This is a genomic window from Fulvimarina pelagi HTCC2506 (assembly GCF_000153705.1).
GTDB classification, from domain to species: Bacteria; Pseudomonadota; Alphaproteobacteria; order Rhizobiales; family Rhizobiaceae; genus Fulvimarina; species Fulvimarina pelagi.
This window is the reverse complement of the sequence record NZ_DS022272.1, coordinates 1694178-1720692: the sequence shown is the minus strand read 5'-3', so window position 1 is coordinate 1720692 and position 26515 is coordinate 1694178. Positions and strand designations below refer to the sequence as shown.

Genomic DNA, 26515 nt, shown 5'->3' with positions numbered 1-26515 from the left:
GACGGTCGAGGACCGCCGATTGCTCCACTGCCTCCGAGGGTCTAAGTCGTTTTCAGACGAAGGCGACCATCGAGAGGCGAGCGAGAGACATGCAAGTGATCGAACCGCGGGGCGGACGCTGGCAGGTGGGCCATGGTCGGCATGTCGATCTTGGAGAGCGTGCCTGCATCATGGGCGTTCTCAACGCGACACCTGACAGTTTCTCCGATGGTGGGCGCTACGCAAGCGTCGAAGCTGCGGTGGCGGAATCGCTGCGCATGGTGAAAGAAGGCGCGACCATCGTCGATATCGGCGGCGAGTCGACCCGGCCGGGCGCAACGCCCGTGGATGCGAGCGAAGAACAGCGCCGCATCATGCCCGTGATCGAGGAACTGGCGCGCCGCTCCGACTGCATCATCTCCGTCGACACCTACCGCTCCGAAACCGCGCGGCTGGCGGTGAAGGCCGGTGCGCATATCGTCAACGACATCTGGGGCGCGCAGAAGGACCCGGAAATCGCGAAGGTCGCGGCCGAAACCGGCTCCGGGCTCTGCCTTATGCACAACGGGCGCGAACGCGACAGGTTGGAGGACGTGATCGAGGATCAGTTCGTCTTCCTGAAACGCTCCCTCGAAATCGCCGTAGAGGCGGGCGTGCCGCGAGAGGCCATCGTGCTCGACCCGGGCTTCGGGTTCGAGAAGGACGGCTCCGAAAACATGGTGCTGATGGCACGCTTCGATGAAGTGCTGCCGCTCGGCTATCCGGTTCTTGTCGGCACAAGCCGCAAGCGTTTCGTCAGAACCGATCCTGAAGGCCGACTGCCCAATCCCGACTACGCGACCGCAGCGACCACGGCGCTCTTGCGCGAGCGTGGTGCAGATATCTTTCGCGTCCACGATGTCGAAATCAATCGGGATGCGCTCTTCATTGCCGATGCCATGCGTCGCGCGATGAAGGGTGAGCGCTGGTGAGAATGGCCACCGCGATCATCGCGCTCGGCGGCAATGTGGGCGATGTACCGGCCGCTATGGCTTCGGCCTTGAAGACGTTCGACGCGCGCGAAGACTTAGACGTTCTCTCCGTTTCCAGGCTGTATTCGACCCCGCCTTGGGGCAAGACAGACCAGCCTGACTTCATCAATGCCTGCGCGCTGGTCGAGACCGCGCTCGAACCAATTGCCCTCCTCGATCTCTGCCTTCAGACCGAGCGCGTTTACGGGCGCGAACGCGGCGAGCGCTGGGGGCCACGCACGCTCGACCTCGATGTCATCGACTACGGCCGCCGGACGATCGCCAAGGACAGGCTGGAACTGCCCCATCCGCGTGCGAAGGACCGGGCCTTCGTGCTGCGCCCGCTTGCTGATCTCGATCCGGAGTTCGATCTCGGCGGCGAAACGGCGACTGAGCGCCTCGCCGCGCTCGCCGACGAAGGCATTCGGGCGATCAGCGAGGACGGTGAGTGGTGGAGGAGGTGAGCGCCCGACCGGTCGATGTCGGTCTTCCGGCGGTTATCGTTTGCACAACATGCCGGTCTGAGCAGGGCGAAAGGGGCGCAGTACTTGCCGAATCCCTCCAGCGCGAGATCGCCCGACAGTGTCTGGGCGAGAGCGTCCGCGTGGTCGCCGTGGACTGTCTGAATGCGTGCGGGGAACCGGTCTCGCTGGCCCTAACAGGTGAGGGGCAGGCGTCTTATGTTTTCAATCACCTCGAACCGACGAACGATGTCGCGGATGTGGTGTCGACGGTCAAAGCTTGGCTCGATGCGGATCGTGGTTTTATCGAAGATGCAAGTGCATGCGGGCGGTTGCGCTTCTGCCTGACCGCCCCGCATCCCGTTTGTTTGAGCGTTAGCCTTAGACCGGCAATTCTCTCCGCACCTCGATCCTCTGCTCGGCAAGGAAATATGCCGCGAGAAGCCCAAGTGTGGACCATGCAACGAGGCTGACCCCGTAAGCGCGTGCGACGAAGAGCGCGCCAAGTTCGGTCGGGGCGGGACCAGCGAAATATTCCGGCTCCGGTGCGCCCACAATGTGCGGCGCGAGCAGCAGTATGATCGCGACACCCCATCCGGCCCAGCTTCTCGCGAAGGCGATCAGCCAGATGCCGATGCCGGCGCTCGCCACTGTCAACGTCCACCACAGCTGTCGCGTTTGAACATCGATCACGGCGACGCCCGGAACTTCCGGAGCAAGCGAGAAGCCCGGGGCGAATTGAACGGCCAGAAAACCGCAAGTGCCCCAGACGAGGCCCTGCCGGGCTGTGATCGTTGCGCCTCGCAATTCCGCGAGCGCCATTGCCGCCGCCAGGATCAAACCGTAGCCGGTGTAGACCAGAAGGTTGAAGGCGAACGAAAGCGCGTCACGCGACAGGTCGAACAGGGCGACAGCTTGCTCGGCCGGCACGGAGGACGAGGAGCCGAAATGGACGAGTTCGCCTGTCTCGTAGAGTTCGGCATGGAGTAGGACAGGCTGCACGAAGCCGATTTGAAGGACGCTCGCGACAAATCCCGCTCCTGCACCGGCGAGAACCGCGCCGGCAAGAATACGCTTAATCATGGAAGACTCCCGATCAGTGGCAGGGAAAACCGGTGGTGTGGCGCACGTCATGTGCCGCGTCATGCAGCGTTGCCGCCTGCGCCATACCGACCGTCCAGATGATGCCGACCCCGATGAGGGCCGCTGCCACGATCGAGACGAGATCGCTGGTCCTAGCGCCTGTCGCGCTGGAGTGATTCTTCAGGAAATTGGCTTTCATGTCTTTCTCCGAAGCCGTCCACCCGACGGCGGTTGATGGGTCGTTCGCGTTCGGCAGGTCTCCTGGCTTGCGGGTCGATGCGCATCGTCCACCTTCCCGATCCGCAAGATGAGCGAATCAGTGGTTCTTGGACGGGCGCTCACCGCTGACAGTCGCGGGGGCGGCCACGGTGGGGAACGCGCGGTCTGCGTCCGTTCCTTCCGTGTTCCCTATTATCCTTTCGCTCCGTTTGGGGCGAAATGGACCGAACACCGGAAACCATAGTGGAGTAAGATGCCCGAGGCTACCGTTCTTACCGCGTGCCTACTCAAGAAAGAGACGTGTCAGTGGTCCCTATCGCGGCAGGGCAGGCTTCGGTAAGGGGATTGAACGGGTTAGGCTCAGCTTGACTGAATCGGGGACGAGGCACGCATGGACCGGCTCGACAAAAAGATCCTGAGGTTGCTGCAGGCAGATTCGACGCTGGCGGTCGCCGATGTCGCCAAGCGCGTCGGGTTGTCGACCACGCCCTGCTGGCGGCGGATCCAGAAACTGGAAGAAGAAGGTGTGATCCAAAGGCGGGTCGCGATTCTCGATCCGGAGAAGTTGAATACCCGGGTCACCGTCTTTGTCTCGATCCGCACCAATTCGCACTCGACCGAATGGCTGCGACGTTTCTCGGAAGTGATCTCGACTTTTCCGGAGGTCATCGAATTTTACCGCATGAGCGGCGATGTGGACTATCTGCTGCGCGTCGTCGTACCCGATATTTCGGCCTACGACGCGTTCTACAAACGGCTTATCGAGAAGATAGAGATCCGCGACGTTTCCTCTGCGTTCGCCATGGAGCGCATCAAATCGACAACGGAACTGCCGCTGGACTACATGATCTTTGACAAGGAAACGCGTGAGGTTTGATGTCGTTTGAGACGACCAATCTTGGCGGGAATGGCGAAACCCTTGCGCCGATGGTCGGTTGGAATGCTCGAAACACTATGGCTTCAGCAGGATCTTACCACGGTTCATACCTTCCATTGCCTTTGCAAGTCTCTTCGGGGCTTCGTCGAGGGCTAGGGTTTCGGCCACGTCGGTCTTCCAGCTCCCTTCGATGAAGCGCTGCTGGACGGCCTCAAAGGCGGTCTGCCGCTCTTCGGGCGAGGCCTCGCCCATCCATTCCGAAAGCCAGAAGCCCTCGATCTTCTTCTTCATGAAGACGAGCTGGCCGAGATTGGGTAGGTCAGGCACGTCCGGGCTCATCTTGCCGTAGAGGATCCAGCGGGCGCCTGCCGGCATCGCGGCGAAGATCGCGGCCGAAGCCTTGTCGCCGACGGCGTCGAGCATGATCTTCGGGCCGTGCTGCTTCATCGCCTCTTTCAGCATGGTCGGGAAGTCGTCGCGCGCCGTGTTGAGGACGGTGCCGACGCCGAGGCCTTCGAGCGGCGAGCGGTGCTCCTCGCGGCGGACGGTGGCGATCGAGTGGAGCCCGCGTTCCTTCGCGAGTGAGGCCATCAGTTTGCCGAGCTGGCTGGACCCCGCGGTCATGACGAAGCTCTTCGCGCCCGCCTGCTTGACGAGATCGACCATCGCCCAGGCCGTCAGCGGGTTGACGAAGAGCGCGCTTGCATCCTCGTCACGCAGCTGGTCGGAGACGGGGACGGCGGCTGCCATGTCGGTCATGGCATATTCGGCCCAGGTGCCCGAACCGCCCTGGCTGGCTGAGACCGCGACACGCTTGCCGACCAGTTCTTGCGCCCTCTCGCCCGCCGCGACAACCGTGCCGCAGCCTTCGAAGCCCGCCGGCATGCCCTTTTCGCGCGGCTTGCCGTATTCGCCCTTGATGTAGTGGATGTCGGACGGGTTGACGTTGGCGAGGGCCATCTTGACGACGACGCCACGCGGGCCCGGCTTCGGGACGTCAATCTTCTTCAGGCTGACCCATTTGGAGAGGTCGTCGAGCGTCGGTCCCTCCATGGTATCGGCATAGCCGTCATGCTCGAGGACGAGGGCTTTCATGGTGGCGGGCAGATCGGTCATGGGGGGCTCCGATGCTTGGTATCTGTGTCGTCGTTCGACGGGGAATGGCGCGGCGGTCGATTTCGTTGCCCGAAACCGCGGCAGACTGGAGATGCGGGTCGAAATCTTCCCGCGCCGCGATATAACGGCCCGGTGCAGGGAGCGCCTCCCGCCCCTGCGAGACGACGCCCGAACAAACGGAATGCCATGCCCCTGACATCGGTCGAAGAGACGGAACGGCGCCTCAAGGAACGGCTGGTGCCGCTCGATACCTATCGCAGCTATATCGGCGGCGACGCCTTCACATCCGACTGGCTGACCGTCGACCAGAGGATGATCGATTCCTTCGCCGGCGCGACGCATGACTACCAGTTCATCCATGTGGACCCCGAGCGCGCGAAAGCCGAGAGCCCGTTCGGCGGCACGATCGCCCACGGGTTCCTGACGCTGTCACTGCTTTCGACGCTCGCCTACGATGCGCTGCCGGGCGTGACCGGCGCCAAAATGGGCGTCAATTTCGGCTTCGACAAAGTCCGCTTCCTAAGCCCGGTGAAGACCGGCGCCCGGGTGCGCGGCATCTTCAGGATGACCGGGCTCAAAGAGCGCGCGGTCAGCCTTCAGACCGCGTGGAACGCCGAAATCGCCATCGAGGGTTCCGTGAAGCCGGCGCTGGCTGCCGAATGGATCACGCTCGCAATGTTCGACGGACCGGTCGAAGGCTGAGGCGGCTTTTCTTTTGCGCGCCGGGCTCATATCTCGCGGGCGCACATTAATAGATGTTGGAGAGACTTGATGGTTGCTCAACCGCCCGTCTGCGATTTTGGCTGGAAGGCCGTCGATGCCGATCTGCCGGGTGTAGGCGGTGCGAGCCATCGGCTGTTCGAACTGAAGGGCGAAAACGGGCTCGTCGTCGTCTTCATCTGCAACCATTGCCCGTATGTGAAGGCGATCACCGAACGGCTGGTGCGCGATGCGCATGATCTAAAGGCGCTCGGCGTCGAGACGGTCGCCATCTGCTCGAACGATGCCGAGGCCTATCCTGCCGATTCCTTCGAGAACATGATCCGGTTCGCGGAGGAGAACGATTTCCCGTTCCATTACTTGCACGATGCCGATCAGCGCGTCGCGAAGACATACGGCGCGGTCTGTACGCCGGACTTCTTCGGCTTCAATGGCGATCTCGAACTGCAATATCGTGGCCGGATGGACGCGGCGGGTGCGAAGAAGCCGACCGGCGACGAGCGGCGCGAGCTCTTTGAAGCGATGAAGCAGGTCGCGTCGACCGGAGAGGCGCCGCGGGAGCAGGTGCCGTCGATGGGCTGCTCAATCAAGTGGAAGCAAGCTGCGTGACGCAGGCGGACGGCTGGCCGAAGGCTGTTCTTTTCGACCTCGACGGGACGTTGGTCGACTCAGCGCCGGACATCCGCGAGGCGCTGAACGAGGCTATGGCGGAGCGATCTGTCGCGCCGTTCGAGCTCAGTGAGGTCCGCACTATGGTCGGTGGTGGCGTCGCGCTGCTCGTCGAGCGGGCACTGGCGCGCCGCGAGCATGTGCTGGCCGAACGCGAACGGGCGGCCCTCGTCGAACGCTTCGTGGCACTCTACGAGCCGCGTGCGACCCGGCTGACGACGCTGCTCCCCGGGGCTGCGGAGGCGCTGCAAGCCAGCCGCGCCCATGGCGCGAAGACGGCGCTGGTGACGAACAAGCCGAAAGCGCCAGCGCTTTCGATTCTCGAGCACTTCGCGATTGCGCGGCATTTCAATCTCGTTGTCGGCGGCGACGCGGGGCCGGCGAAGAAACCTGCGCCTGATCTCCTGCTTCACGCGGCCCGAGAGCTGGAGGTCGAAATTGCCAATTGCCTCTTCGTCGGCGACAGCGAGAACGACGTGACAGCGGCCAAGGCGGCCGGCATGGCGGTCGCGGCATTGAGGGGCGGCTACACGACACTTTCGATCGAGTCGCTCGATCCGACCCATCGCCTTGATCTCCTGAGCCAACTTTCCACGCTCTTCAGATAAATCACGCGAATGTGATATGTTGTCCATTTTTCGCCCAGATTGGCGGAGGGCGCGCGAAAGCCCTGCTTTTGAAAGAATTTTCGACTTTTCCGTCAGCCGATCAGTAAGCCTGCGGCGAACAAACTGTTGCGAAGCCGAGGTCGTAGGATATCTCTTAAACGTGATGCGGCACGGCACCGATGAGGACGGTGCGGGAAAGGACGCCATGTTGATGAACTATCGTTTCGCCGAGAACGCCATTCTCGCCGCCGCGCTCATTTCGTGGGCTGCGGTCGTCTCCGTAGCTCTGATATCGGGCTGATCAGTGCCGCAACCGGCCACGGAACTCTAGCCGGAACGGCCGATGACCCGAACAAGGCCGAGGCCATACCCTCGATGGTGATTACGGGCCGAGAGCAAGCGACCGGCCTTTTCGAGATCTAGAACTTATCAGGCCCGCAGTGCCTTCAGACTCGCATATCGCTGCATCGACTTCCTCTTGATCGCGACATGAAAAAGCCCGGCAGGCAGGGCCACCGGGCTCAGAATGTGCAGCTTCGTGTCGCCGGAAGGCTTACTTCGCGCTATCGATCCAAGAGGCCAATTTCGACTTCGACTGCGCGCCCATCAGCGTATCGACGTGCTGCCCGTCCTTGAACATCATCAGCGTCGGGATCGATCGGATGCCGAACTGTACGGCGAGTTCCTGGTTTTCGTCGATGTTAACCTTGGCGATCTCGACATTGCTGTTTTCTTCCGAAATCTCTTCGAGGCTTGGCGCGATCATCTTGCAAGGGCCGCACCACTCTGCCCAGAAATCGACGACGACGGGCTTCGACGCGCCGAGGACGTCGTTCTGGAAGGTATCTTTGGTAACGGTCTTCGTGGCCATGGGGGGCTCCAATCAGTTCGCTGTCGGCTGACAGGTAGACGCTGGGGAAGATGGATTCAAGCGGACGACATGCCCTGTTTCAGCTGCGGTGGAGAACCGTTTTCCATATTGCCGAGTGCGCCCTCCATCATGGCTTCGTCGAGCGCGATGAAATGCGGACCTTCGGTAAAGAGAAGGGCGGTCCGCACCGGGCGATGGGGATAGAGCTGCATGACGAGTGCACGATAGATGGCAAGCTGGCGGACATAATCCTTCGGCACTTCGGCCAGCGTCTGGGGGGGCGGACGGTTCGTCTTGTAATCGACGATGAGGACATCCCTATCGGTAACCACCAGCCTGTCGATCGTGCCGTTGACGGCGTAGTTCGTCCGGCCGATGCGGACCGTCCCGGCGATCGCGACCTCCGCGCGGCTGCCTTCGGCAAAAATCGCAGCGTAGGCCGGATCGTCCATCAGGCGTTGAACTGAAGCGAGAAGCTGTTTGCGATGCGTGTCGCCGACCTGGGGGAGGGCGCGCCGCACATAGGCTTCAGCCGCTCGCTCGCGCTCTTCGGACGCGAGCGTCGGCAAATGCTGCAGAAGCCGGTGGACAACGAGACCGCGCTGGATGCCGAGCGAGGGCGTCGCGGCGGTGCCGAGGACCGGAGAGGCATAAGCCGTTTCAGCTGTGTTCTGCTCTTCGAGCACGCTGGATTCCAGTTCGTCCGCCTCGAAAGCGGCGCCGGCGGAAGAGGGTGTCAGCGGCCGCGGCGGAGCGACCTCTTCTTCGAGTCTCGACAGGTCGAGTGCGCGAACGGCGAGGTTAGCCGCATCCGGCCGCTCTGTTTCCGGCTTTCCCATTCGACGGCTTCCGATCCGCCAGCACACCGGGTCGCCGGCCATATCGGTGATTTCCTCGGCATGCGGTTTCAGGGCCGACTCGACCTTTTCGCGCCAGGCCTCTTCGCTGGGGCCACGGGTGCCTGCCATGCCGCAGATGACGAGCCGTTCGGCGGCGCGCGTCATGCCGACATAGAGGAGGCGGCGATATTCCTCTTCCGCACGTTGCTTTTCGATTTCGCGCAAGGCCGCGATAGCCGAATTCTCAACCTCCTTCGCGGCGCGCCAGAGGAAGCCCGGGGCCTGATCGGCGAGGAGGCGGGGCATCTCCTCCCAGCGCATCAGGCGTGAGCCATGCGAGCCATGGAACGGGGCGGAACCCGGATCGACGAGGAAGACGACGGGTGCCTCCAGGCCCTTTGATGCGTGGGTCGTCATGATCCGTACCTCGCCTCGACCGCCTTCCATCTCACGTTTGATCTCGGGCGGCGCGGCTTCGAGATCGCTCAGGAACGCGTCGAGACCGGAGACACCGGCCGTGTCTTCCGAAAGTGCAAGATCGAGGAAGGCATCGATGACGTCGGCCGTGTCACGTCCGAGCCGTGCCATCAGCTTCGACCGGCCACCCTCCGGGCCAAGAATGCGTGCGTAGAAGGTAAAGACGGACTCGAAGCCGGTGCGGTTTCGAAGCTCGTCGAGGCGTTCGATCGCGTGATGCGCCTTTTCGAGCAGGCGTGCGGCGGGCTCGCCGTCCGGAAACCAGTCTGGAACACGTCCCGGACCTTCTTCGCCGCCGAGCTTGCGGAGGCCAGCGGATAGATGTTCAAGAGGACCCCGTGAGAGAGCGAGGGCCATCAGTTCGTCGTCGGTGAACTCGAAAAGCGGGCTCTTCAGAAGGGCGGCGAGCGAAAGGTCGTCCTCGAAATTCGCCGCGACCCGGCCGAGCGCGATGAGGTCCTGGACGGCGATGTGTTCGGTGATGGTCAGCCGGTCGGCGCCGGCGACGGAGATTCCACGCTCGCGCAGAGCTGCGGCCATGGCCGGAATGAAGTTGGTGCGCTTGCGCACGAGGATCATGACGTCGCCAGGATCGAGCGGACGGATGCGGCCTTTCTCGACGATAGGATCGCCGAGCCATTCCGCGATCTGGTCGGCGATGCGCTGGGCAAGGCGATAGGCGGGGGAGGATTTCGGTTCCTCGTCCATTGGATCGAGCCAGTTATCGGGTTCGACCGTGCTTTCGGCCCGGATGGTCGGCCAAATCTCGACGAGGCCTTCGCCGTCCTGACGCGCCGAGGTGTGGGTTGGCCGCTCACCGCCCGTCGACAAACCCCTGCGATTCTCGGGCGCCTCGAAGACCTGATCAACCGCGCCGAGAACGGTTTCCAGGGTGCGGAATGACTGGTTGAGCGAGACCGGCGTGAATTTTAGTCCGGCCTCGTCGGCTTTCGCTTTCACGACGCGCCGTTCGAGATCGAACATGTGCGGCGAGGCGCCCTGGAAGGAGTAGATCGACTGTTTCTCGTCGCCAACCGCGAAGACCGTACGGGTCCGGTTGTGGGTTGAGCGGCCGACGAAGAACTCGTCGACGAGCTGGCGCATCACCTGCCACTGGCGCGGGCTGGTATCCTGTGCCTCGTCGATGAGGATGTGGTCTATGCCTTGATCGAGCTTGTAGTGGACCCAGGAAGCGGCTTCCGACCGCGTGAGGAGGTCGGCGGTGCGGGCGATGAGATCGGTGAAGTCGAGCCGGCCTCGGCGTCGTTTCAAGAGGGCGTAGTCGCGCTCCAGCGCATCGGCGATGACGAGCGCGGCGCGCGAGGCGCGGAAAAGTTTCAAGGCTGCGAGGCGGTCCTCCGCGGTTTCCACATATTCCTGCGCCTCCGCGACCCGCTCGTCGAGATCGGGCAGTTCGCCGGTCACCACCTTGGTCGCGACAGAGGCGCGGCGGCCGCCGGCCTGCGTCATGACGATCTGCTTGAGAAGGGCGAGGCGTTCAAGCGGATCGGCCGCGGCGGCGAGGTCCGGCAGCGATTCGGCGAGGCGCTGATCGGTCTTCTTGTCGCTGCGCTCGGCGAGGTGCCGGACGATCTCGCAAGTGCTCGGGTCCAAGCCGGGGATGGGACCCAGGACGGAGATGATCGCTGCCTCGTCCGTGTTCGGATCAATGCCAAGCGCATCGGCCAGAAAAGCGATTGCGCCTTCGAGCCCGCCACAGCCTTCGATATGGCGGCGGATATCGTCGCGTTTCTGGACGATCTCGGTGAGGAGCCCATCAAACCCGAATTCCCCGCCGATGGCGAGGGCTTCGGCGAAAGCTTCGCGCAGTTCGTCGGCTGCTTCTCGACCGGCCGCGAGTGCCGCCGCGCCAGTGACGAGCCGGCGTCGGACCTCGCCCAGCATGAGGCGGCTTTCGCCATCGTCCAGAACCTCGAAATGGCCGGCAACATTGGCTTCAAGCGGGAACTGGTGGAGGATCGCCTCACAGAAGGCGTGGATCGTTTGAATTTTCAGCCCGCCCGGCGTTTCCAGCGCGCGGGCGAAGAGCTGGCGGGCCTGATCGATGCGCTCAGGTTTTGGGGTATGGCCTTCGAGCTTTGCGATCTCGTCGGCGAGCTTTTCGCCATCCATCACCGCCCAGGCGCCGAGGCGGGCGAAGACGCGGTTCGACATCTCCGCAGCGGCGGCCTTGGTGAAGGTGAGGCAGAGGATTTTCGAGGGATCGAAGCCGGCGAGCAGAAGCCGGATGACGCGCTCGGTGAGGACATGCGTTTTGCCGGCGCCGGCATTGGCCGAAACGAAGACCGAGAGGTTAGGATCGGCGGCGATGCGCTGCTGCTCGGCGGTGTAGGCGCTGACGGCGAAGCTGCTCATTCGTCTGAGGCTCCCTCGGTCGCGCCGCCTGCAACGGCCCATTCGCGAGCGCGCGCAAGATGATCGTATGTTCCCGAGAAATCGCCCGCATAGGCGGGCCGGAAGCGCGAGGTGAAAGGCGTCTCGCGTTTCTGGAATTTCGCGGCGAGGCTCTCAAACTTCGTGATGGCCTTGACCGAGAGGTCCATCGGATCGACGGCTTCGGCGGTTTTTGTCGCGGGTTTTGCGAGCCCTTCGGGATAGACCTCGTGCTCGCGCAGCCGGACATAGGTGAGATCGTGGATGCGATCCGCATCCTTCACGTCCTCGAAGCCGCCACGTAAAGCCATGCCGCCCTCAAGTGGCATCTGCGGCGCAAGGAGGCTACGGGCCTGGGCGACAGAGGGCGCCGTTCCGGTCTTGAAGTCGATGATCTCGATGGATCCGTCGCGCATGACGTCGATCCGGTCGGCCTTTCCGACAAGTTCGACGTCGATGCCGGTGACCGTGATGCTGCCCTTAATCTCGGCATGGCGGACGGCGACGTCTGCGTTGCGCCCGCGCTCCCAGTCGAGATATCCGCTTGCGATCGCCTCCATGCGCGGCCACCAGAAGGCCTCGATTTCGGCCGGGAGCTGCTCTTTGTCGAACCGGTCACGGGCGATTTCAAGCAGTTGGTCGAGCGCAGCGTCGGCCATCGGGTCGAGACCGTTCTGAACGAAATCCGACAGGATCGCGTGGTAGAGCGAGCCGCGTTCGGCGGCTGCGGGCGAGCGCATCAGCGGATCGAGCGGTTCCAGCTGAAGGATCTTCGTGGCGTGGATCGCATAAGGATCGCGGATCAGCGTCTCGACCTCGGTAACGGAATAGCGCCTGGGGCGCTTCTCGACCGGCGGCTTCGGCTCGGGACGAGCGGCGATTGCCGTGCGCGAGGATTCTTCAAGGCGGCGCGCTGCGTGGAGATAGACGATGCCACGTCGCTTCAGGTCGCCGGTGCGTTCGGGGCCGGCGAGGGCGGCAATGCGCTGGAGCCAACGTGAGGCAATTGTGGGCGCGCCGTCCTGCTTTGTTGAACGGGTGAGGATGACCCGCCGCGCCCCCATCGCCATCCAGAAGTCATGGGCGGCGAGACCGATGCGCCGCTCCGGCGGGTCGAGCGCAATGTCTCGGCGCATCATGCGTGACAGGAAGGCGCCATTCTTCGCGCCTGCCGGCCAGGTGCCCTCGTTGAGGCCACCGAGGATCGCCGTATCGACGCTCTGGAGGCGGGCTTCGAGCGTGCCCCAGACGAATGCGCGAGCCGAGAGCCCGCCCCGCGGGCGCACGGTCACGCTGGCCATAAGAGCGTCGACGACGTCTTCGAGCTCGGTTGCAGGGAAGTCGAAGCCTGTGCGCGGCGAGGCGACGAGGCTAGAAAGAAAATCCTTCAAGGCGTGACCGGGTTCCTCGGCGTAGAGTTCGCGCGGGTACCCATTCTCGTCGCGGCAGAGCGTTTCGAGCACTTCCGTGAGCACGGCCGTATAGTCGGCGAGCTCCCGGGTCGCCTCTCCGCGCAACGCAATCAAGGGGGAGATCGAGGCTTCGAAAGCCTGCGCAAAACGCCTGGCGAGTTCGCGATCTTCCTTCGAGACAAGCTGCGCTGGACGCGACAGGCGGATGCGATCCTGTTTCGTAACTTCAGCAGCCGCTTCATCGTCGACGGGTCGCGCGGAGCCGAGAAGGCGCCGGTCGACGATTTCGGAGAGTTTCGCCGCATCCGCGATCTCGACGGAGCCGCGCAGGGCGATGAGCTCGATCGCGCGGGCTGCGCGACGCGCTTCAGCGGAAGTCATGCCAAGCCGTACGAGCGGGTGCTTGAGAAGCGCCAGAAGGGGAATGGGATCGCCCGGTGTGAAGGCGACGGAAAGGAGCGTCAGGACCAAGGTACCGGGTGCCGTTGACTTCAACGGGCGGCCGGCAGAGTCGTTCGCGCGGATGCCGAAACGTTCAAGCTCGATGACCACGCGGCGAGCGAGATTGCGGTCCGGCGTGATCAGTGCACAGGTCGCCTTCGAATCGGAGAGGGCGTCGCGCATCGCGCAGGCGATGGCGAGCGCTTCCTCGCGGGGCTCGGTCGCCTCGATCAGGGTCAGGCCGTCGAGGGCGTCTTCGCCGTTGGCGCTGCCGCTTTTGCTCCAATGCTCAGTCGTCTCTGCCGGGCGGAGCGCTTCGGAGAGGAACCGTTCGCGGGCGATCAGGTGCTTGTCGGACTCGAGTACGCCCACGCTGTCCCGGTCGATCAGTATGCCGTCCAGAATGCGTTTGAGGCCGTATTGCGGATGGCCGGGCGATGCGATGGCGAGGGTGCGATCGATCATCGAGAATGCGGCCTGATCGAGAAGCAAATCGAGGCCGGGCAGAACGACTGCGCCTTTCTCCATGTTTGCGACGACACGCATCAGCGCGATCGTCTGCGGGGCGGTCGCCGTCGAGCCGGCGAGGATCACGGGGCCTGTGGGCGGGTGGTCGCGCAGCCGATCCGCTTCGTTCTTCAGCCAGTCGTTCTTTGCGCGGGCCTCGCTGATCCGGCCATCGGCCTTCAACTGCTCCGGCCAGTGCTGTGTGACGATGGTGAGGAAAGTGAGGGTGAGCCGCCACCACTCGGCGAGCTCCTCCGGCGCAAGTTGGCCAAGCTGGGAGAACGGCACTCCTTCGGTCTCGATCTCGTCGAGCAACGTCCCGAGATCGGCGGCGAGGTAGAGCGCGTCGGCGGCCGAAGCCGGCAGGACCGCGTCGTCCGATCCGAAAAGCGCCTTCAATTCGGCCTGTCGCGTCATCGACCGCCAGCGACGTACGAGGCGGGCGAGTTCGAGGCGGCGTTCGAGTTCGCCTATCACAGGCTCGAACGCCATTGGCGAATCGACACCGTGCAGGAGTTCGGCTTCGTCGCCTTCGCCGATCGGTCGGATCTGCGGCAGGATAGCGGCTCCATCGCCCAGGCGCGCCTGGAATGCGAAGGCGAGCGAGCGAGCGGCGCGCCGGGTTGGCACATAGATCAAGGTATCGGCGAGGGAGAGCGGATCGCCGTCGTAGCGGTAGCCGACGTCGAGATGGCCGTCGAGGAGGCTGGCTGCGAGCGTCGGCAGGAAGGGGCAGCGGAGCGGAATCGAGAAAATGTTGGCGCGCATGGCCGAAGGGTACGGCGTCGCGGTTCTTTTGGAAAGGGATGTTCCTGTTTTATTCAGGCCAATTTCGAGGAGCGTGTTGCTACCTGTGGAATACTGTCTTCAGTAGATTAATCTGCTCGCCGACGGGGTTTCCGATCGGCCGTTCATCGATGTTCCGCGATACACCATAGAGCTCGCGATCGAGGATCGCGATGCGACGTTCGAGAAGGGTCGCGCGCATGACGAGATCACGAAACTCGTCCGGGAGATGGACGTAATTCGCGTCCGATGACGTCTCGACCTCGCTGTTGAGGCGAACCTTCTTCTTTTCAGACTCGACCTGCGCGCGCGTCATGTCGCCCTCGTTGAGGGCGCGCTGAAGGAGCAGCCAGGAGGCCATCTGCATGAGGCGCGTGGTGAGGCGCATCGATTCGGCGGCATAGAGCGTCGAGACCGACTTCGGCAGCGCTTTGGAGGCTGTACGGCCTTCGCCGTCGAGATAGTTCGCCGTCTCGTCGACGAGCGTCATGCCCTCGTCGAAGATAGGCTGGAAGGCGCGGCTGTGGGCTTTGTGTTCGGCGAGGCGCACCGGCGCTGTGGCGTTAGGGCTGTCGTTCGTGCTGTGGCTCATGAACTCGAAAGGTGCTCCACTCGCCTGGCATCGTCAATCGCAAGCCGGCCTCATCACCGGCGCGAAGATGCCGGGTTAACGACGCGAACGCAAGAAACCGCAGTTAAGAACGGTTAACGCCGAAAAGCGCCTGTGGATGAGTAGCATGAGGTTGCGACGAACAACAGCGCCGTCATCGAGCCGAAGCGGCTTCGCACGAAAAAAAGAGCCGTCGAAAACGGCTCTCAGGAGTTTCAACAGGGAGGCGTCAAGCAAGGCTCTCGCGGAGAGCCCGGCCTATTCGTCTTTGGATCAGGTGATCCGGTTTCGAACTAAGAACATAAAACAACGTAAACCTTGACCAAGCATTAACGCACAACCTCCCCATCATCGATTTCTTCACTAAGTGCCGCGCCCAGCGGCAATTTATGAAGGAACGGGACGTGGCTCAGGCGAACAATATGCGCATCATCGGGCTCAACGGACCGGGCGGGCCGGAGGTGCTCGTGCCCGAGATGCGGCCGACGCCGGAGCCCGGGAAAGGCGAGATTCGCATCGCCATCGCAGCCGCCGGCGTCAACCGTCCGGACGTCATGCAGCGGATGGGTGTTTATCCGCCGCCTCCGGGCGCACCGGATTGGCCCGGTCTGGAAGTCGCGGGCTTCGTCGATAGGCTGGGCGAGGGCGCTTCTCGCTTCGAGATTGGCGATCGGGTGATGGCCCTCGTGCCGGGGGGCGGTTATGCCGAGGCGGTGACGGTTCACGAGACGAACGCGATCCAGGTGCCGGACGGTATGCGCTTAGATGAAGCGGCTGCTATTCCGGAGACCTTCTTCACGGTCTGGAGCAATGTTTTCATGCGTGCCGGACTGAAAAAGGGCGAGGTGTTCCTCGTCCATGGTGGGACCAGCGGCATCGGCACGACAGCAATCCAACTCGCCCGACAGTTCGGCGCTCGCGTCTTCGCGACGGCGGGAAGCGCGGAAAAATGTGCAGCGGCCGAGAAGCTCGGCGCAGAAATATGCTTCAATTACAGGCAGGCCGACTTTGCCGAAGGTGTCAAAGAAGCGACCGGTGGCCGCGGCGCAGACGTGATACTGGACATGGTTGGCGGCGACTACGCCGACCGAAACCTCAAATGCGCGGCAGTGGAAGGACGTATCGTCCAGATCGCCTTCCTGAACGGCCCGAAGGCTGAGATCGATCTCAGCCGCATCATGTTGAAGCGGCTCGTCTTCACGGGATCGACGCTGCGGGCGCGTTCCGTCGAATTCAAGGCCGATATCGCCCGCGATATCGAGCGCCTCGTCATCCCGCTATTGGCAAACGGCAAGGTCCGTCCGGTGATGGAGAAGAGTTATCCGCTGGAACAGGCGGCCGAGGCGCACCGCCATCTCGATCAGGATCATATCGGGAAGATCGTTCTGACCACCGGCCGCATGGAGTGACGTTTCTCATCAGCAGGTTTGCATCTACTCGATCGAAAGCGGGGCCGGTCCACGGTTACGCCTTCAAGCGTCACGGCGCGATGCAGCGACATCCATTGGTAATACCTTTTTCATGATGGACTTTTCGGGTCTCGGATTCACAGGGAACGTCATCCTTTTCCTCGTGTCGGCCGCGGCAATCGCATTCGCCGGGGTCAAGCTTTCGGTGATCGCTGACGAACTCGCTGATCGCACCGGCATGGGTGAAGTCGTCGCCGGCGCCCTGTTCGTGGGTGTATCGACCTCGCTGCCGGGCGCGATTACGTCCGTCTCAACGGCCTATCAGGGCTTTCCGGAGCTCGCGATCGGAAACGCGCTCGGCGGTTTGACCGCACAGACGCTCTTCATTGCGGTAGCCGATCTCTTCTATCGTCGCGCAAATCTCGAACACGCTGCTGCGACGCCGGTGGCACTCGCGCAGGGCATCCTGCTGAACGCCCTGCTCTGCATGGCGCTGATCGGTTCGGTCACGACGGGCCTCAGCGTTTTCGGCACCCATCCCATCTCGATTATTCTGCCGATCACCTATATCGCCGGCCTTCTTTTGCTACGGCAGATCCGGACCGAGGACATGTGGTTCGCCAAGCAGACGGATGAGACGCGAGAGGAGGAATCCGACGCCTCCGAAAGCGATGACGACCGTCCTGATCGAACGCTCTGGCTGCTCTTTCTGCTCTTTGCCGGCATCACGGCCATCGCCGGCTACACCATCGGCGAGGCGTCGATTGCGCTCGTCGAGCTGACGGGTATTTCCCAGACCCTTTTCGGAACGACCTTTACAGCCATCGCGAATTCTCTGCCGGAACTGGTAACAGCGATCGCGGCCGTAAGGATCGGCGCAGTCGGTCTTGCAGTCGGCGACATCATCGGCGGAAACGCGTTCGAGGTCCTGTTCCTGTCGGCGGCCGATTTTGTTTCAGGCGAATCGATCTACAAGTCAGCGACGGATGACGACCAGGCAACAGCTCTTTTCGCCATGCTGATGGTGACGCTGATACTGCTCGGTATGATGAAGCGCGAAAAGAAAGGTTTCCTCAATATCGGCTTCGAATCGACGGGCGTCTTTCTGCTCTACGGTCTCTCCGTGGTGGTGCTCTTGATCTGAACCGAAGCGGACATGGCCCGACCACGCGCATACGTTTCAAATTTGACATGTCCGGATTGTTGCGGCGTGACTCGCAAAGTCCTATAACACAGACCGATTTCCCGGACATCGTGGTGATATCCACAGCCCGCCTCTCCGGAGCGGGGCAAGAGAAGGATTGTATTCGTGGCCCAGCAACTCTTGATGCCAAAAGCGACCGCCGTCTGGCTCGTCGATAACACGTCCCTGTCCTTCGACCAGATCGCCGATTTCTGTTCGATGCATCCTCTCGAGATCAAGGCCATTGCCGATGGCGAGTCTGCGCAGGGAATCAAGGGTCTCGACCCGATCCTGAATGGCCAGCTGACGCGCGACGATATCGAGCAGGCGGAAAAGAACGGCAAGCTGAAGCTGAAGCTCGCGCCGCCGAAGGTTCGTGTTCCTGAAGCGAAGCGCAAGGCTCCGCGCTACACGCCGGTTTCCAAGCGCCAGGATCGGCCGAACGCGATTCTCTGGCTTTTGCGCAATCATCCTGAGCTCGAGAATGCGGCGATCTCCCGCCTCGTCGGTACGACCAAAAACACGATCGAGGCCATTCGCGAGCGCACCCATTGGAACTCTGCAAATCTCGTTCCCATGGATCCCGTGACCCTGGGCCTCTGCACGCAGATCGATCTCGATCTGGAAGTCGAGAAGGCGACACGCGGTTTGCCGCCGAAGCCTGAAGAGCTCGCTGAGGAAGAACGCCTCCTCTCGGCTTCCCAAACGGAGAACTGGGTCTCGGCCGGTGCTGGCTCGCGCAGTTCCGATCGAGAGGATGGCGAGCTCGACGAAGCCGCGGTGTTCGCAAAGCTTTCGTCCATGAAGGGCAAGAGCGAGGACGAAGACGGGGACGATCGCTAAGCTGAAGAGAGTCGGCAGGTTTTGTCGACCTCGTCATGAACTAAAATACCAAGGGCGGCCTGGACTGCCGGGTCGGCCTTCGGCTTGTGCAGCAAATTAGGGCTTGTCTTCCTGCCGAGCCTGAAGCATCTTTTTGCCATGATCAGCCCGAGGACCATCAGTGCAACGGAAGAGGCCGCCACTATAGCGGTCCGCTTGCGTTTGAATGGCCTCCTTCTTCTGCTTAGACGCGACCGTCTGGCCCGTTAAGCAAGGGGCGTCAGGCGGTCGTCTCAGGTCTGACAGAGGCTCTCTCGCCACGCAGACTTCGCTCCTTCAAATCTCAAGACCGATGCGCCGCGTATTCATGCGCGGCTTGAAAAGTTCGATCCGATCGCGAATGACGCACGGCGTGATCTCCGTGTAGCCTACCGATCGAGAAGGCGATTGAAGGACCGACGATGTCTGCGATCCATAATGTTCCGATGCCTGCGAGCGATACGACGATCGAGGCGAGAAAGCCGTTTCCCGAAGGTCGCGGCAAGACGATGACCAACGCGGCGGAGAAGTATCGGCCGTATGGTCAGATCGATCTGCCGGACCGTACCTGGCCCACGAAAACCATCGACGCACCGCCGATCTGGTGTTCTGTCGACCTGCGCGACGGTAACCAGGCACTGGTCGATCCGATGGGCCACGAGCGCAAGGCCCGGTTCTTCGCGCTGCTGCTCGCGATGAACTTCAAGGAAATCGAGATCGGGTTTCCTTCGGCATCCCAGACCGATTTCGACTTCGTGCGCTGGTGTATCGAGGAGGGCGGGACGCCTGACGACGTCTCGCTGCAAGTGCTGGTGCAGTGCCGACCGGAACTGATTTCGCGCACGTTCGAGTCGCTGGAAGGATCGGTGAAGCCGATCGTCCACTTCTATAATTCGACAAGCGAATTGCAGCGCAGGATCGTCTTCGACAAGGATCGCGCCGGGATCAAGCAGATTGCGACCGATGCCGCGAAGATGATCGCGGACATGGCGGCAAAGGCCGGCGGCGGATACCGCTTCCAGTATTCGCCGGAGAGCTTCACCGGCACCGAGCTGGAGTTCGCGGCCGAGGTTTGCAACGCGGTCGCCGAGATCATTCAGCCAACGCCTGAGAACAAGCTGATCGTCAACCTGCCGGCGACGGTGGAGATGTCGACGCCGAACATCCATGCCGACCAGATCGAGTGGATGTGCCGTAACCTCGACAACCGCGAGAACCTCTTGGTCTCGATCCATCCGCACAACGATCGCGGTACGGCAGTGGCGGCGACCGAACTTGCTTTGATGGCGGGCGGTGACCGGGTAGAGGGCACCTTGTTCGGCAACGGTGAGCGGACCGGGAACGTCGATATCGTCACCCTGGCGCTGAACATGTACACGCAGGGCATCGACCCGCTGATCGACGTCTCCGATATCAACCGGATCAAGGACGTCTACGAGTATTGCAACCAACTGGCCGTTGGAGAGCGGCACCCTTATGTGGGCGAACTGGTCTACACGGCGTTTTCCGGCTCCCATCAGGACGCGATCAACAAGGGCATGAAGGCTGTGCGGCAGCAGAACAAGCCGCTCTGGGAAGTGCCCTATCTGCCAATCGACCCGAAAGACGTAGGCCGCTCTTACGAGGCGATCATCCGCATCAACTCCCAATCGGGCAAGGGTGGTATCGCCTATATTCTGCAGGAGGATTACGGTCTCAACCTCCCGCGTAATCTGCAGGTCGAGTTCCGCGAGGACGTACAGCGGATAACTGATGAGGAGGGGAGAGAGCTTCAGGCGAACCGCATCTACGAACGGTTCATCGAACGTTATGTGACCCAGCCGGAAGGCCGGCTTCGCTTCGTCAATCACGTCACCAAGCCCGACTCCAACGTCGCCGAGGGACGCATTGTCGAAGCAACGATTGTCGACGGCGGCGAGGAGATCGTCATCACTGGCAGGGGTACCGGGCCGATCGACGGCTTTATCGATGGACTGTCGCGGCATATCGGCGTCGACATCGCCGTCCACGATTATTCCGAGCATTCCCTCGGCACAGGCTCAGATGCGAGGGCGATCTGCTACATGGAGATTGCCCATGCTGGCGGTCGGTTGTTTGGCGTTGCGATCAACAAGAATATCGTGACTGCCTCGCTGGTTGCGATTCTGTCGGCCGCGAACAGAATTCTCGCGTCTTCCGCCGCGCAATAAGAAAGCAGGGTGTCGAAACTGAACCAGTACGATGTCCCAGAATGGAGCGACTGGTTCGTTTCGAAACGTAAGGCGGTACAGTCGCTCTCCTGCTATCTCAGAACTGAACCCTCGCCTCGCAATTATCTTGGAACCGCCGCACATCGCCGATAGATTAAAGGGAATTCGGTTTTGCGGATGAGGCAGACGTCGATGGCGGAGAGCACAGAGAAAGTCACGCCCCTTACAGGGACGAGGCGCCTCGCCGATGCCGTAAGGGCCGCGAAGATCGCTGCAGCCCAGAGATCCGATGTCGTTGTCGATATCCGCGAGGCTGATCGTGCCCGGCTGGAGATTCTAGCGGAGGAAATGAAGCCGATCGCCGACGAGCTCGATGCGGACGATCTGTTCGATTTCGTTCTCTCGGGTGGCGCGACGTCACGATATTGGGTCGACGGCACCGCTCATGTGACGATGGCGCGGGACCGACGGACCTATCGGTTCGTGCGCGAGACGCGTCTCGGGCGCGTCACCCTCGCAGAGTCCACCGAACCGCGCAAAATCGCTGACTACGTCACGACTTACGTCGCAGAACGGATCGTTGAACGGGACAAGGCCTTCGCCGTCAACGATGGCATCGGTGAAAAAGCAAGCGATCCTGCACGCACGCGTACCCAGCCCGAACGTGGCGTCGAGCCGATGGCTGCAAGCGAAAATACGACGGCTTCGCAAGACGGGCCTGACCGTGGCGGAAGCCGTTTCATCGTCGGACTCGTGTGGTTCCTGCTCGGCACCGTCGTCGGTGCCGGTATCCCGCTGCTGCTATCGTATCTTTACCTGCTCTAGGCTTCGGTCGCCTCGTCCTGGGATCGTCAGTGTTCGGACATGTTTCGCTGCGCCCCAGAGTATCGTGTGCTGAGACAATTCGAGCAAATGTTGCCTTGGTCGCGCCTCGCACGGATTCGGACGTGCGCTTGTCGTGATGCCTCCAATGCCAGTCGAGACGAACAGGCTGGAGATGACGGTTTGTTCCGACGCACTCACAATTGCGCAATTTAAAAACTCGTCCACAGGTCTCTTGTCCAACCCTTTGAAATGGCTGGGGCCTATGGGTGGGAAAATTAATACAATTTCATCAAGCTTGCGCCAACGAATGGGGCGAAGGTGACGATGAGAGATCTCGGCGGCGGACCGGCAGGGCAGAAGATCGCCGGTAGGTCCGGAAGGGATGCGACCGATAAGGCCGAAGACCGCCGTGACCGACCGCTGCTCGGTTCTCGGAAACGCTTCCGTGTGTCTATCCCCAGTGTCAGCTGGCTCAAGATACTCCTGCGCGGCGACCGCCTGCTCCGCTTGGTCACGGTTGCCATCGTCTGTCTCGCAGCGCTGACTGCGGGTATCGTCATGGACAACCAGGCCCGCCTCCAGAGCGCGTCAGACAAATTCGACCCGTCGGCAAGCGAGCGTCTCATCAACGACGCCTTCCGGCTGACGCTCGCCGTCCAACATGATGTCTTGAACCCTACCGAAGCTTTGAGTGACGCCACCGGGCTTTACGACCGGCTGCGCACACGCATTTCTCAGATCAAGATGAAGGCAGCCTCAAAAGGTCTGTCCAACTATTTCAATCACGTGCAGTCGGGCATTCGCGCGCTCGAACCTCTGATCGACCTGAGGCTGACCGAGCCGAATTCCATCGAAGTCTATGAGAACGTCTACCGGGTTGCGGCAGACGCGCTTCAGTTCAACGCGCTTTACAACGAAGAGGCTCAGGATGCAGTCGCTGCCGAGCAGGCAAGGCTACAGGCCTCTTTTCTGGCGATCGGTGCGATCGTCGGGATCGCTATCGGACTGTGCGTGCTGCTCGTCTGGCGCATCGTCGTCCAGAACCGACGCCTTGCGCGCGCGGTCGGCCTCGATGGGCTCACGGGCATCGGCAATCGCGTCGGTTTCGACCGGCACGTGGCGGGACTGCCGAAGGATGCCGATTGCGCCATTATCCTTTTCGATCTCGATAACTTCAAATCAATCAATGACGGTCTCGGCCATCACATCGGGGACGAACTCCTTCGGACGGTAGCAAGCCGGGTTCGGGAGATTTGCCACGATGACGAATTCGTCTGCCGGATCGGCGGGGATGAGTTCGCCGTCGTACTTTCCGGGAAAACGGCAGTCGCCCGCGGCGAGGTGGCCTGCAGGCACATCCTGCAGGCAATCGCAGTGCCGATCATCATTGGTAAACAAAGGCTCGATATCTCAGCGAGCGTCGGTATCAGCAAACTGCCGTCTCCGGCCGGCATCAGCATCGAGAGCCTGACGCGTCAGGCAGACGCGGCGCTCTACGCGGCGAAGAACGCAGGCCGTGGACGCTATCGTGTCTACAGCGAAGAACTCGCCTCGGAGCCCGCGCGGGCCGAGCCCATCCACTATGATATCGACGGCGCGATCCGAAGCGGCGAGATACATGTCGAGTTTCAGCCAATCACCTGCCTCAAGACAGGGCGAACGCTCGGCTTTGAAAGTCTCTCTCGCTGGCGTCATCTCGGCCTCGGGGAGATTGCCACCCCCGAAATAATGCCGCTCGCTGAAAACAACGGCGCGATATTCGATCTAGGCCTTCTCGTGCTGGAGGAGACCTGTCGGAACGCTGCCAAGTGGCCGGAAACCTATTTCGCGGCTATCAATGTTTCGCCCAGAGAACTCGTCGACCCGTCCTTTCTGCAGCGGGTTTCGGAGATTGTGGTGCGCCACAACATTCAGCCACAGCGCATCGAGTTCGAGATTGCCGAGCCGCTCTTCTCCGGAGATGAGGAAGAGCTTCTGAACGCCATCCAGACGCTGCGGGAGAGCGGTTTCTCTGCCGCACTTGCTAAGTTCGGGGCGGGTCACTCCTCGCTCGCATCGATCCATCACTTCCCGTTCGATAAGATCAAGATCGATCGTTCACTCGTCGCGGCAAGCGAGACGAACGAAAGGGCGGCGGATATCGTCTCGTTGATCTGCAAGTTTGCAAAGTCGTACGGGATAAAGGCTGGCGCAGAGGGGATCGAAACGCTGAGCCAAGCTGAGCGGATGCGGGAGCAGGGCTGTGATATCGGCCAGGGCCTGCTCTACGACACCCCACTTTCGGCTGATGACGTCGAAAAACTCATTCGCGAGGAGCAGGAAACGTCGGAAAAGCGCTGGGAATCTGTGAGGCTACGTCTTCTCGAACGTGCGGCGTGAGGCTCTTATGTAGCTTGTGACGAATGCTTTGCGGTCACCGCGACCGGAAAACAATGATCGACAGTTTCTTTCAGCTTCCTAAGCGACGGCTTTCGCCTTCACCGCGCGGCCATCGTCGACAAGCCGGCGCTCACGCAGCCAGTCGACCCCTTCGTGACCCTCGCGCATGCCGCGCTCGCGTTGGGTGAGCGACCAGTTTCCGGGCTCCCCGTCGATCTCGAACAGATTGTAGCGCGCCGCAGGCTTTTCAGAGCCGGGAGATTGGCTCGCCGAAGGCACGCCAACGACCGGAACCTTGCGATGGCCCGGACCCTCCAGCCAATAGAGCGTGTCGAGATGAGTGTGCCCATGTAGCACAAGTTCAGCACCAACGTCTCGGATCACCTTCGAGAAGAACTGCTTGCCGATGAGCCGCTTGTGCCAGGAAGCGGCACCTGAGATCGGAGGGTGGTGTATCAGGACGACGCGGAAATGGCCGGTGCTGCGACAGCTTTCGAGGAGCTTCGCGAGCGCTAGTGCCTGGCCGCGGCGAAACGAGCCCGTCGCAAAGAAGGGGGCGCTCGCCTCGGCTGTTGAGACGCCGAAGATCGCGATCTTGCCGCGTACTCTCAGATAGGGAAACGAATTGCCGATCGCCGCCAGCGGATTGTCGCCGATTAGGTAGTCATGCCACTCGTGGAAGGACCGTTTGAGTGCGCCGGGCACATAGGCGTCGTGGTTGCCGGGAACCAAAGAGACGTCGTGCGGGACGCCAAGCTGCTCCAGCCAGATCCTGGCGGCGACTGTCTCTTTTTTCGTCGCCAGATTGACGAGGTCGCCGGTCACCGCGATGTGGTCGGGTCGTTGATGTTTCATGTCGAGCACGAGATCGGTCAAGGTATCGCCGAACATCGAGCGTCGCCGGTTGCGATGCCAGTTCACGTAACCCGTCACCCGCTTGGACGCGAGCTCGCGCAAGGAAAGCTCGGGAAGGGGGCCGAGGTGGATATCCGAAAGATGGGCGAGTCTGAACATTGGCTATCCTGATCGGGTCTGATGGCACTAGCTATAGCCGTGCTTGCCAAGAGAAACCGATGGCCTTTGAGAAAATCGTTCCGCGCCTCCTGCATCTGGGCTTTCTCGTGACCCGTCCGATGACCCTCGGCGTGCGCGTGGCGGCCTTCGATCTGGAGGGCCGGATCTTTCTCGTTCGCCACACCTATGTGCCGGGCTGGTATTTGCCGGGCGGCGGCGTCGATCCGGGCGAGACCGCCGAGAATGCGGCGCGGCGCGAGCTTCTTGAGGAAGGGAATATCGACGTTCCGCAGGAAATGCGGTTAGTTTCGGTGCACTTCAACAATCTCGACTCGCGGCGCGACCACGTTCTCATGTTCCACGCCGATGGTGTTTTCCAAAGCGAGCCGAAAACGCCGGACCGTGAGATCGCCGAGGCGAAGTTCTTTGCGATCGAGAAGCTTCCGCGAGAAGTCACTGATGCGACCCGGCGGCGGATCGGCGAACTCTGTCATGGGGAGCCGCCCGATCCGCACTGGTGAGCTTGAGCCGCCTTCAGGTCAGGCGGCCTCTTCCGCCGGAACAAGCCTGTCTCGATTGTGCGGCACGGTCAGATCCTGCCGGGGTCCCTTCGGAACGATACGGGTTGGATTGATGGTGCTGTGGCTCGTATAGTAATGACCCTTGATGTGGTCGAAATTCACCGTTTCGGCGATCCCTGGCCATTGGAAGAGTTCGAGCATATAGCCGAAAAGGTTCGGGTAGTCGGCGATCTGTTTGGCATTGCATTTGAAGTGCCCGTGATAGACCGCGTCGAAACGGATCAACGTCGTGAAAAGTCGCCAGTCCGCTTCGGTCGGTAGGTAGGAGCCTGCGAGATATCGCTGGCTCGACAGCCGGCTTTCCAGCATCTCCAGCGTCTCGAAGAGCTCGTCGAAGGCTTCCTCATAGGCCTCCTGTGAGGTCGCGAACCCTGTCTTGTAGACGCCGTTGTTGACGTTGTCGTAGACGGTGGCGTTGATCTCGTCGATTGCGGGCAGCAGCGACGGCGGGGTCAGGTCGACCGTGTTGTCTGCGAACTCGGAAAAGCCGGTGTTGAGAATGCGGATCAGTTCGGCCGACTCGTTGTTGACGATCGTCGCGCGTTTCTTGTCCCAAAGAACCGGCACGGTCACTCTTCCGGTGTAGTTCGGATCGGCCTCGAGATAGACCTCGTAGAGCTTGTCCTTGCCGTTGACGGTGTCAGGGATAGCACCATCGCGCTCGGAGAACTCCCAGCCCCTCTCGCCCATATGGTAGCCGACGACGGAGAGAGAGATGACGTCTTCCAGGCCTTTGAGCTTGCGGGTAATGAGGACGCGGTGAGCCCAAGGACAGGCGAGCGAGACGTAGAGGTGGTAGCGGTCGGCTTCCGCTTCCTGAGCTTCCTGACCATCCGGTCCCGGCGAGCCGTCAGGCGTGATCCACCCCCTGAAGTCGGTCGTCGGACGTTCGAACTTGCCGCCCGTCGAATCCGTGTCGTACCATTTATCCTGCCACTGGCCGTCGACGAGAAGGCCCATCGTCATCTCCTATCGTTTCTTCATCGAGTCCACTT

Annotated in this window: 24 protein-coding genes and 1 riboswitch; of the genes, 15 read left to right on the top strand and 9 right to left on the bottom strand. The window is 61.7% G+C overall.

The genetic code is table 11. The features are described from left to right. The first annotated feature begins 89 nt into the window (after window positions 1–89). From folP to FP2506_RS19490, 3 genes are read left to right on the top strand one after another with little or no spacing between them, the layout of a single operon-like run. The gene (gene folP / locus FP2506_RS08070) at window positions 90–950 is read left to right on the top strand and encodes a dihydropteroate synthase (protein WP_040489030.1); all 861 of its coding nucleotides are present in this window, start codon (window positions 90–92) and stop codon (window positions 948–950) included. Window positions 951–952: 2 nt separating this feature from the next. Beyond that, entirely contained in the window at window positions 953–1453 is a 501-nt protein-coding gene (gene folK / locus FP2506_RS08065) for a 2-amino-4-hydroxy-6-hydroxymethyldihydropteridine diphosphokinase (protein ID WP_007066948.1), read from the top strand. Next, window positions 1438–1923, top strand: a complete 486-nt coding sequence (locus FP2506_RS19490; protein WP_148227508.1) for a DUF1636 family protein — start codon at window positions 1438–1440, stop codon at window positions 1921–1923. Before folK ends, FP2506_RS19490 begins: the two co-directional genes overlap by 16 nt. Here FP2506_RS19490 and FP2506_RS08060 read toward each other — a convergent pair. After that, window positions 1832–2533: a CbtA family protein gene (locus FP2506_RS08060; protein WP_007066947.1), complete on the bottom strand. Its 702-nt coding sequence runs from the start codon at window positions 2531–2533 to the stop codon at window positions 1832–1834. The genes FP2506_RS19490 and FP2506_RS08060 overlap by 92 nt on opposite strands. Before the next feature lie 13 nt (window positions 2534–2546). Then, a complete protein-coding gene (locus FP2506_RS08055; protein ID WP_007066946.1) occupies window positions 2547–2732 on the bottom strand; it encodes a CbtB domain-containing protein in 186 nt (61 codons plus the stop codon). 35 nt (window positions 2733–2767) lie between these two features. After that, window positions 2768–2996: riboswitch (cobalamin riboswitch) on the bottom strand. Window positions 2997–3143: 147 nt separating this feature from the next. Between FP2506_RS08055 and FP2506_RS08050 the strand changes: the two genes are divergently transcribed. Then, complete coding sequence (locus tag FP2506_RS08050) at window positions 3144–3629, top strand: Lrp/AsnC family transcriptional regulator (RefSeq protein ID WP_007066945.1); 486 nt, start codon at window positions 3144–3146, stop codon at window positions 3627–3629. 75 nt (window positions 3630–3704) lie between these two features. On the opposite strand, the gene FP2506_RS08045 is transcribed toward FP2506_RS08050, so the two are convergent. After that, window positions 3705–4745, bottom strand: coding sequence for an alcohol dehydrogenase catalytic domain-containing protein (locus tag FP2506_RS08045; protein WP_007066944.1), 1041 nt, complete (start codon window positions 4743–4745; stop codon window positions 3705–3707). 186 nt (window positions 4746–4931) lie between these two features. Here FP2506_RS08045 and FP2506_RS08040 point away from each other — a divergent pair, with 186 nt between their 5' ends. The 4 genes from FP2506_RS08040 to FP2506_RS18960 all read left to right on the top strand — a co-directional run bounded on the left by FP2506_RS08040 (window position 4932) and on the right by FP2506_RS18960 (window position 7043). Beyond that, window positions 4932–5447 carry a MaoC family dehydratase gene (locus tag FP2506_RS08040; protein WP_007066943.1) on the top strand — a complete coding sequence of 172 codons (516 nt, stop codon included), beginning with the start codon at window positions 4932–4934 and terminating at the stop codon, window positions 5445–5447. 69 nt (window positions 5448–5516) lie between these two features. Next, window positions 5517–6074: a thioredoxin family protein gene (locus tag FP2506_RS08035; RefSeq protein ID WP_007066942.1), complete on the top strand. Its 558-nt coding sequence runs from the start codon at window positions 5517–5519 to the stop codon at window positions 6072–6074. Then, window positions 6071–6742 (top strand): phosphoglycolate phosphatase, encoded by a 672-nt coding sequence (gene gph, locus FP2506_RS08030; RefSeq protein WP_007066941.1) that lies wholly within the window; start codon window positions 6071–6073, stop codon window positions 6740–6742. Before FP2506_RS08035 ends, gph begins: the two co-directional genes overlap by 4 nt. 163 nt (window positions 6743–6905) lie before the next feature. Continuing rightward, window positions 6906–7043: a hypothetical protein gene (locus FP2506_RS18960; RefSeq protein WP_007066940.1), complete on the top strand. Its 138-nt coding sequence runs from the start codon at window positions 6906–6908 to the stop codon at window positions 7041–7043. Between the two features lie 252 nt (window positions 7044–7295). Here FP2506_RS18960 and trxA read toward each other — a convergent pair whose 3' ends face one another. The 4 genes from trxA to rcdA all read right to left on the bottom strand — a co-directional run bounded on the left by trxA (window position 7296) and on the right by rcdA (window position 15061). After that, the gene (gene trxA / locus FP2506_RS08025; protein WP_007066939.1) at window positions 7296–7613 is read right to left on the bottom strand and encodes a thioredoxin; all 318 of its coding nucleotides are present in this window, start codon (window positions 7611–7613) and stop codon (window positions 7296–7298) included. A 56-nt stretch (window positions 7614–7669) separates the two neighbouring features. Then, window positions 7670–11305 carry a double-strand break repair helicase AddA gene (addA, locus tag FP2506_RS08020; protein ID WP_007066938.1) on the bottom strand — a complete coding sequence of 1212 codons (3636 nt, stop codon included), beginning with the start codon at window positions 11303–11305 and terminating at the stop codon, window positions 7670–7672. Beyond that, window positions 11302–14451, bottom strand: a complete 3150-nt coding sequence (gene addB / locus FP2506_RS08015; RefSeq protein WP_007066937.1) for a double-strand break repair protein AddB — start codon at window positions 14449–14451, stop codon at window positions 11302–11304. Before addB ends, addA begins: the two co-directional genes overlap by 4 nt. A 79-nt stretch (window positions 14452–14530) precedes the next feature. Further along, window positions 14531–15061 carry a protease adaptor protein RcdA gene (rcdA, locus tag FP2506_RS08010; RefSeq protein WP_081448300.1) on the bottom strand — a complete coding sequence of 177 codons (531 nt, stop codon included), beginning with the start codon at window positions 15059–15061 and terminating at the stop codon, window positions 14531–14533. Between the two features lie 407 nt (window positions 15062–15468). Between rcdA and FP2506_RS08005 the strand changes: the two genes are divergently transcribed. The 6 genes from FP2506_RS08005 (at window position 15469) to FP2506_RS17965 (ending at window position 23925) form a co-directional block, all read left to right on the top strand. Then, on the top strand, window positions 15469–16488 hold the full coding sequence (locus FP2506_RS08005; protein ID WP_007066935.1) for an NAD(P)H-quinone oxidoreductase: 1020 nt from the start codon (window positions 15469–15471) through the stop codon (window positions 16486–16488). Window positions 16489–16600: 112 nt separating this feature from the next. Then, the gene (locus FP2506_RS08000) at window positions 16601–17632 is read left to right on the top strand and encodes a sodium:calcium antiporter (RefSeq protein WP_007066934.1); all 1032 of its coding nucleotides are present in this window, start codon (window positions 16601–16603) and stop codon (window positions 17630–17632) included. A 165-nt stretch (window positions 17633–17797) separates the two neighbouring features. After that, window positions 17798–18514: a DUF1013 domain-containing protein gene (locus FP2506_RS07995; protein ID WP_007066933.1), complete on the top strand. Its 717-nt coding sequence runs from the start codon at window positions 17798–17800 to the stop codon at window positions 18512–18514. A gap of 527 nt (window positions 18515–19041) precedes the next feature. Further along, window positions 19042–20721: a 2-isopropylmalate synthase gene (leuA, locus tag FP2506_RS07990; protein WP_040489571.1), complete on the top strand. Its 1680-nt coding sequence runs from the start codon at window positions 19042–19044 to the stop codon at window positions 20719–20721. Window positions 20722–20913: 192 nt separating this feature from the next. Then, a complete protein-coding gene (locus tag FP2506_RS07985; protein WP_040489569.1) occupies window positions 20914–21546 on the top strand; it encodes a hypothetical protein in 633 nt (210 codons plus the stop codon). Between the two features lie 324 nt (window positions 21547–21870). Beyond that, entirely contained in the window at window positions 21871–23925 is a 2055-nt protein-coding gene (locus tag FP2506_RS17965) for a putative bifunctional diguanylate cyclase/phosphodiesterase (protein WP_007066929.1), read from the top strand. 78 nt (window positions 23926–24003) lie between these two features. Here FP2506_RS17965 and FP2506_RS07975 read toward each other — a convergent pair whose 3' ends face one another. Then, the gene (locus FP2506_RS07975; protein ID WP_007066928.1) at window positions 24004–24939 is read right to left on the bottom strand and encodes a metallophosphoesterase family protein; all 936 of its coding nucleotides are present in this window, start codon (window positions 24937–24939) and stop codon (window positions 24004–24006) included. A gap of 59 nt (window positions 24940–24998) precedes the next feature. Here FP2506_RS07975 and FP2506_RS07970 point away from each other — a divergent pair, with 59 nt between their 5' ends. After that, on the top strand, window positions 24999–25460 hold the full coding sequence (locus tag FP2506_RS07970) for an NUDIX domain-containing protein (RefSeq protein WP_007066927.1): 462 nt from the start codon (window positions 24999–25001) through the stop codon (window positions 25458–25460). Between the two features lie 18 nt (window positions 25461–25478). Here the strand turns inward: FP2506_RS07970 and FP2506_RS07965 are convergent, their stop codons facing one another. After that, entirely contained in the window at window positions 25479–26480 is a 1002-nt protein-coding gene (locus FP2506_RS07965) for a glutathione S-transferase family protein (protein ID WP_040489564.1), read from the bottom strand. Window positions 26481–26515: the final 35 nt, after the last annotated feature.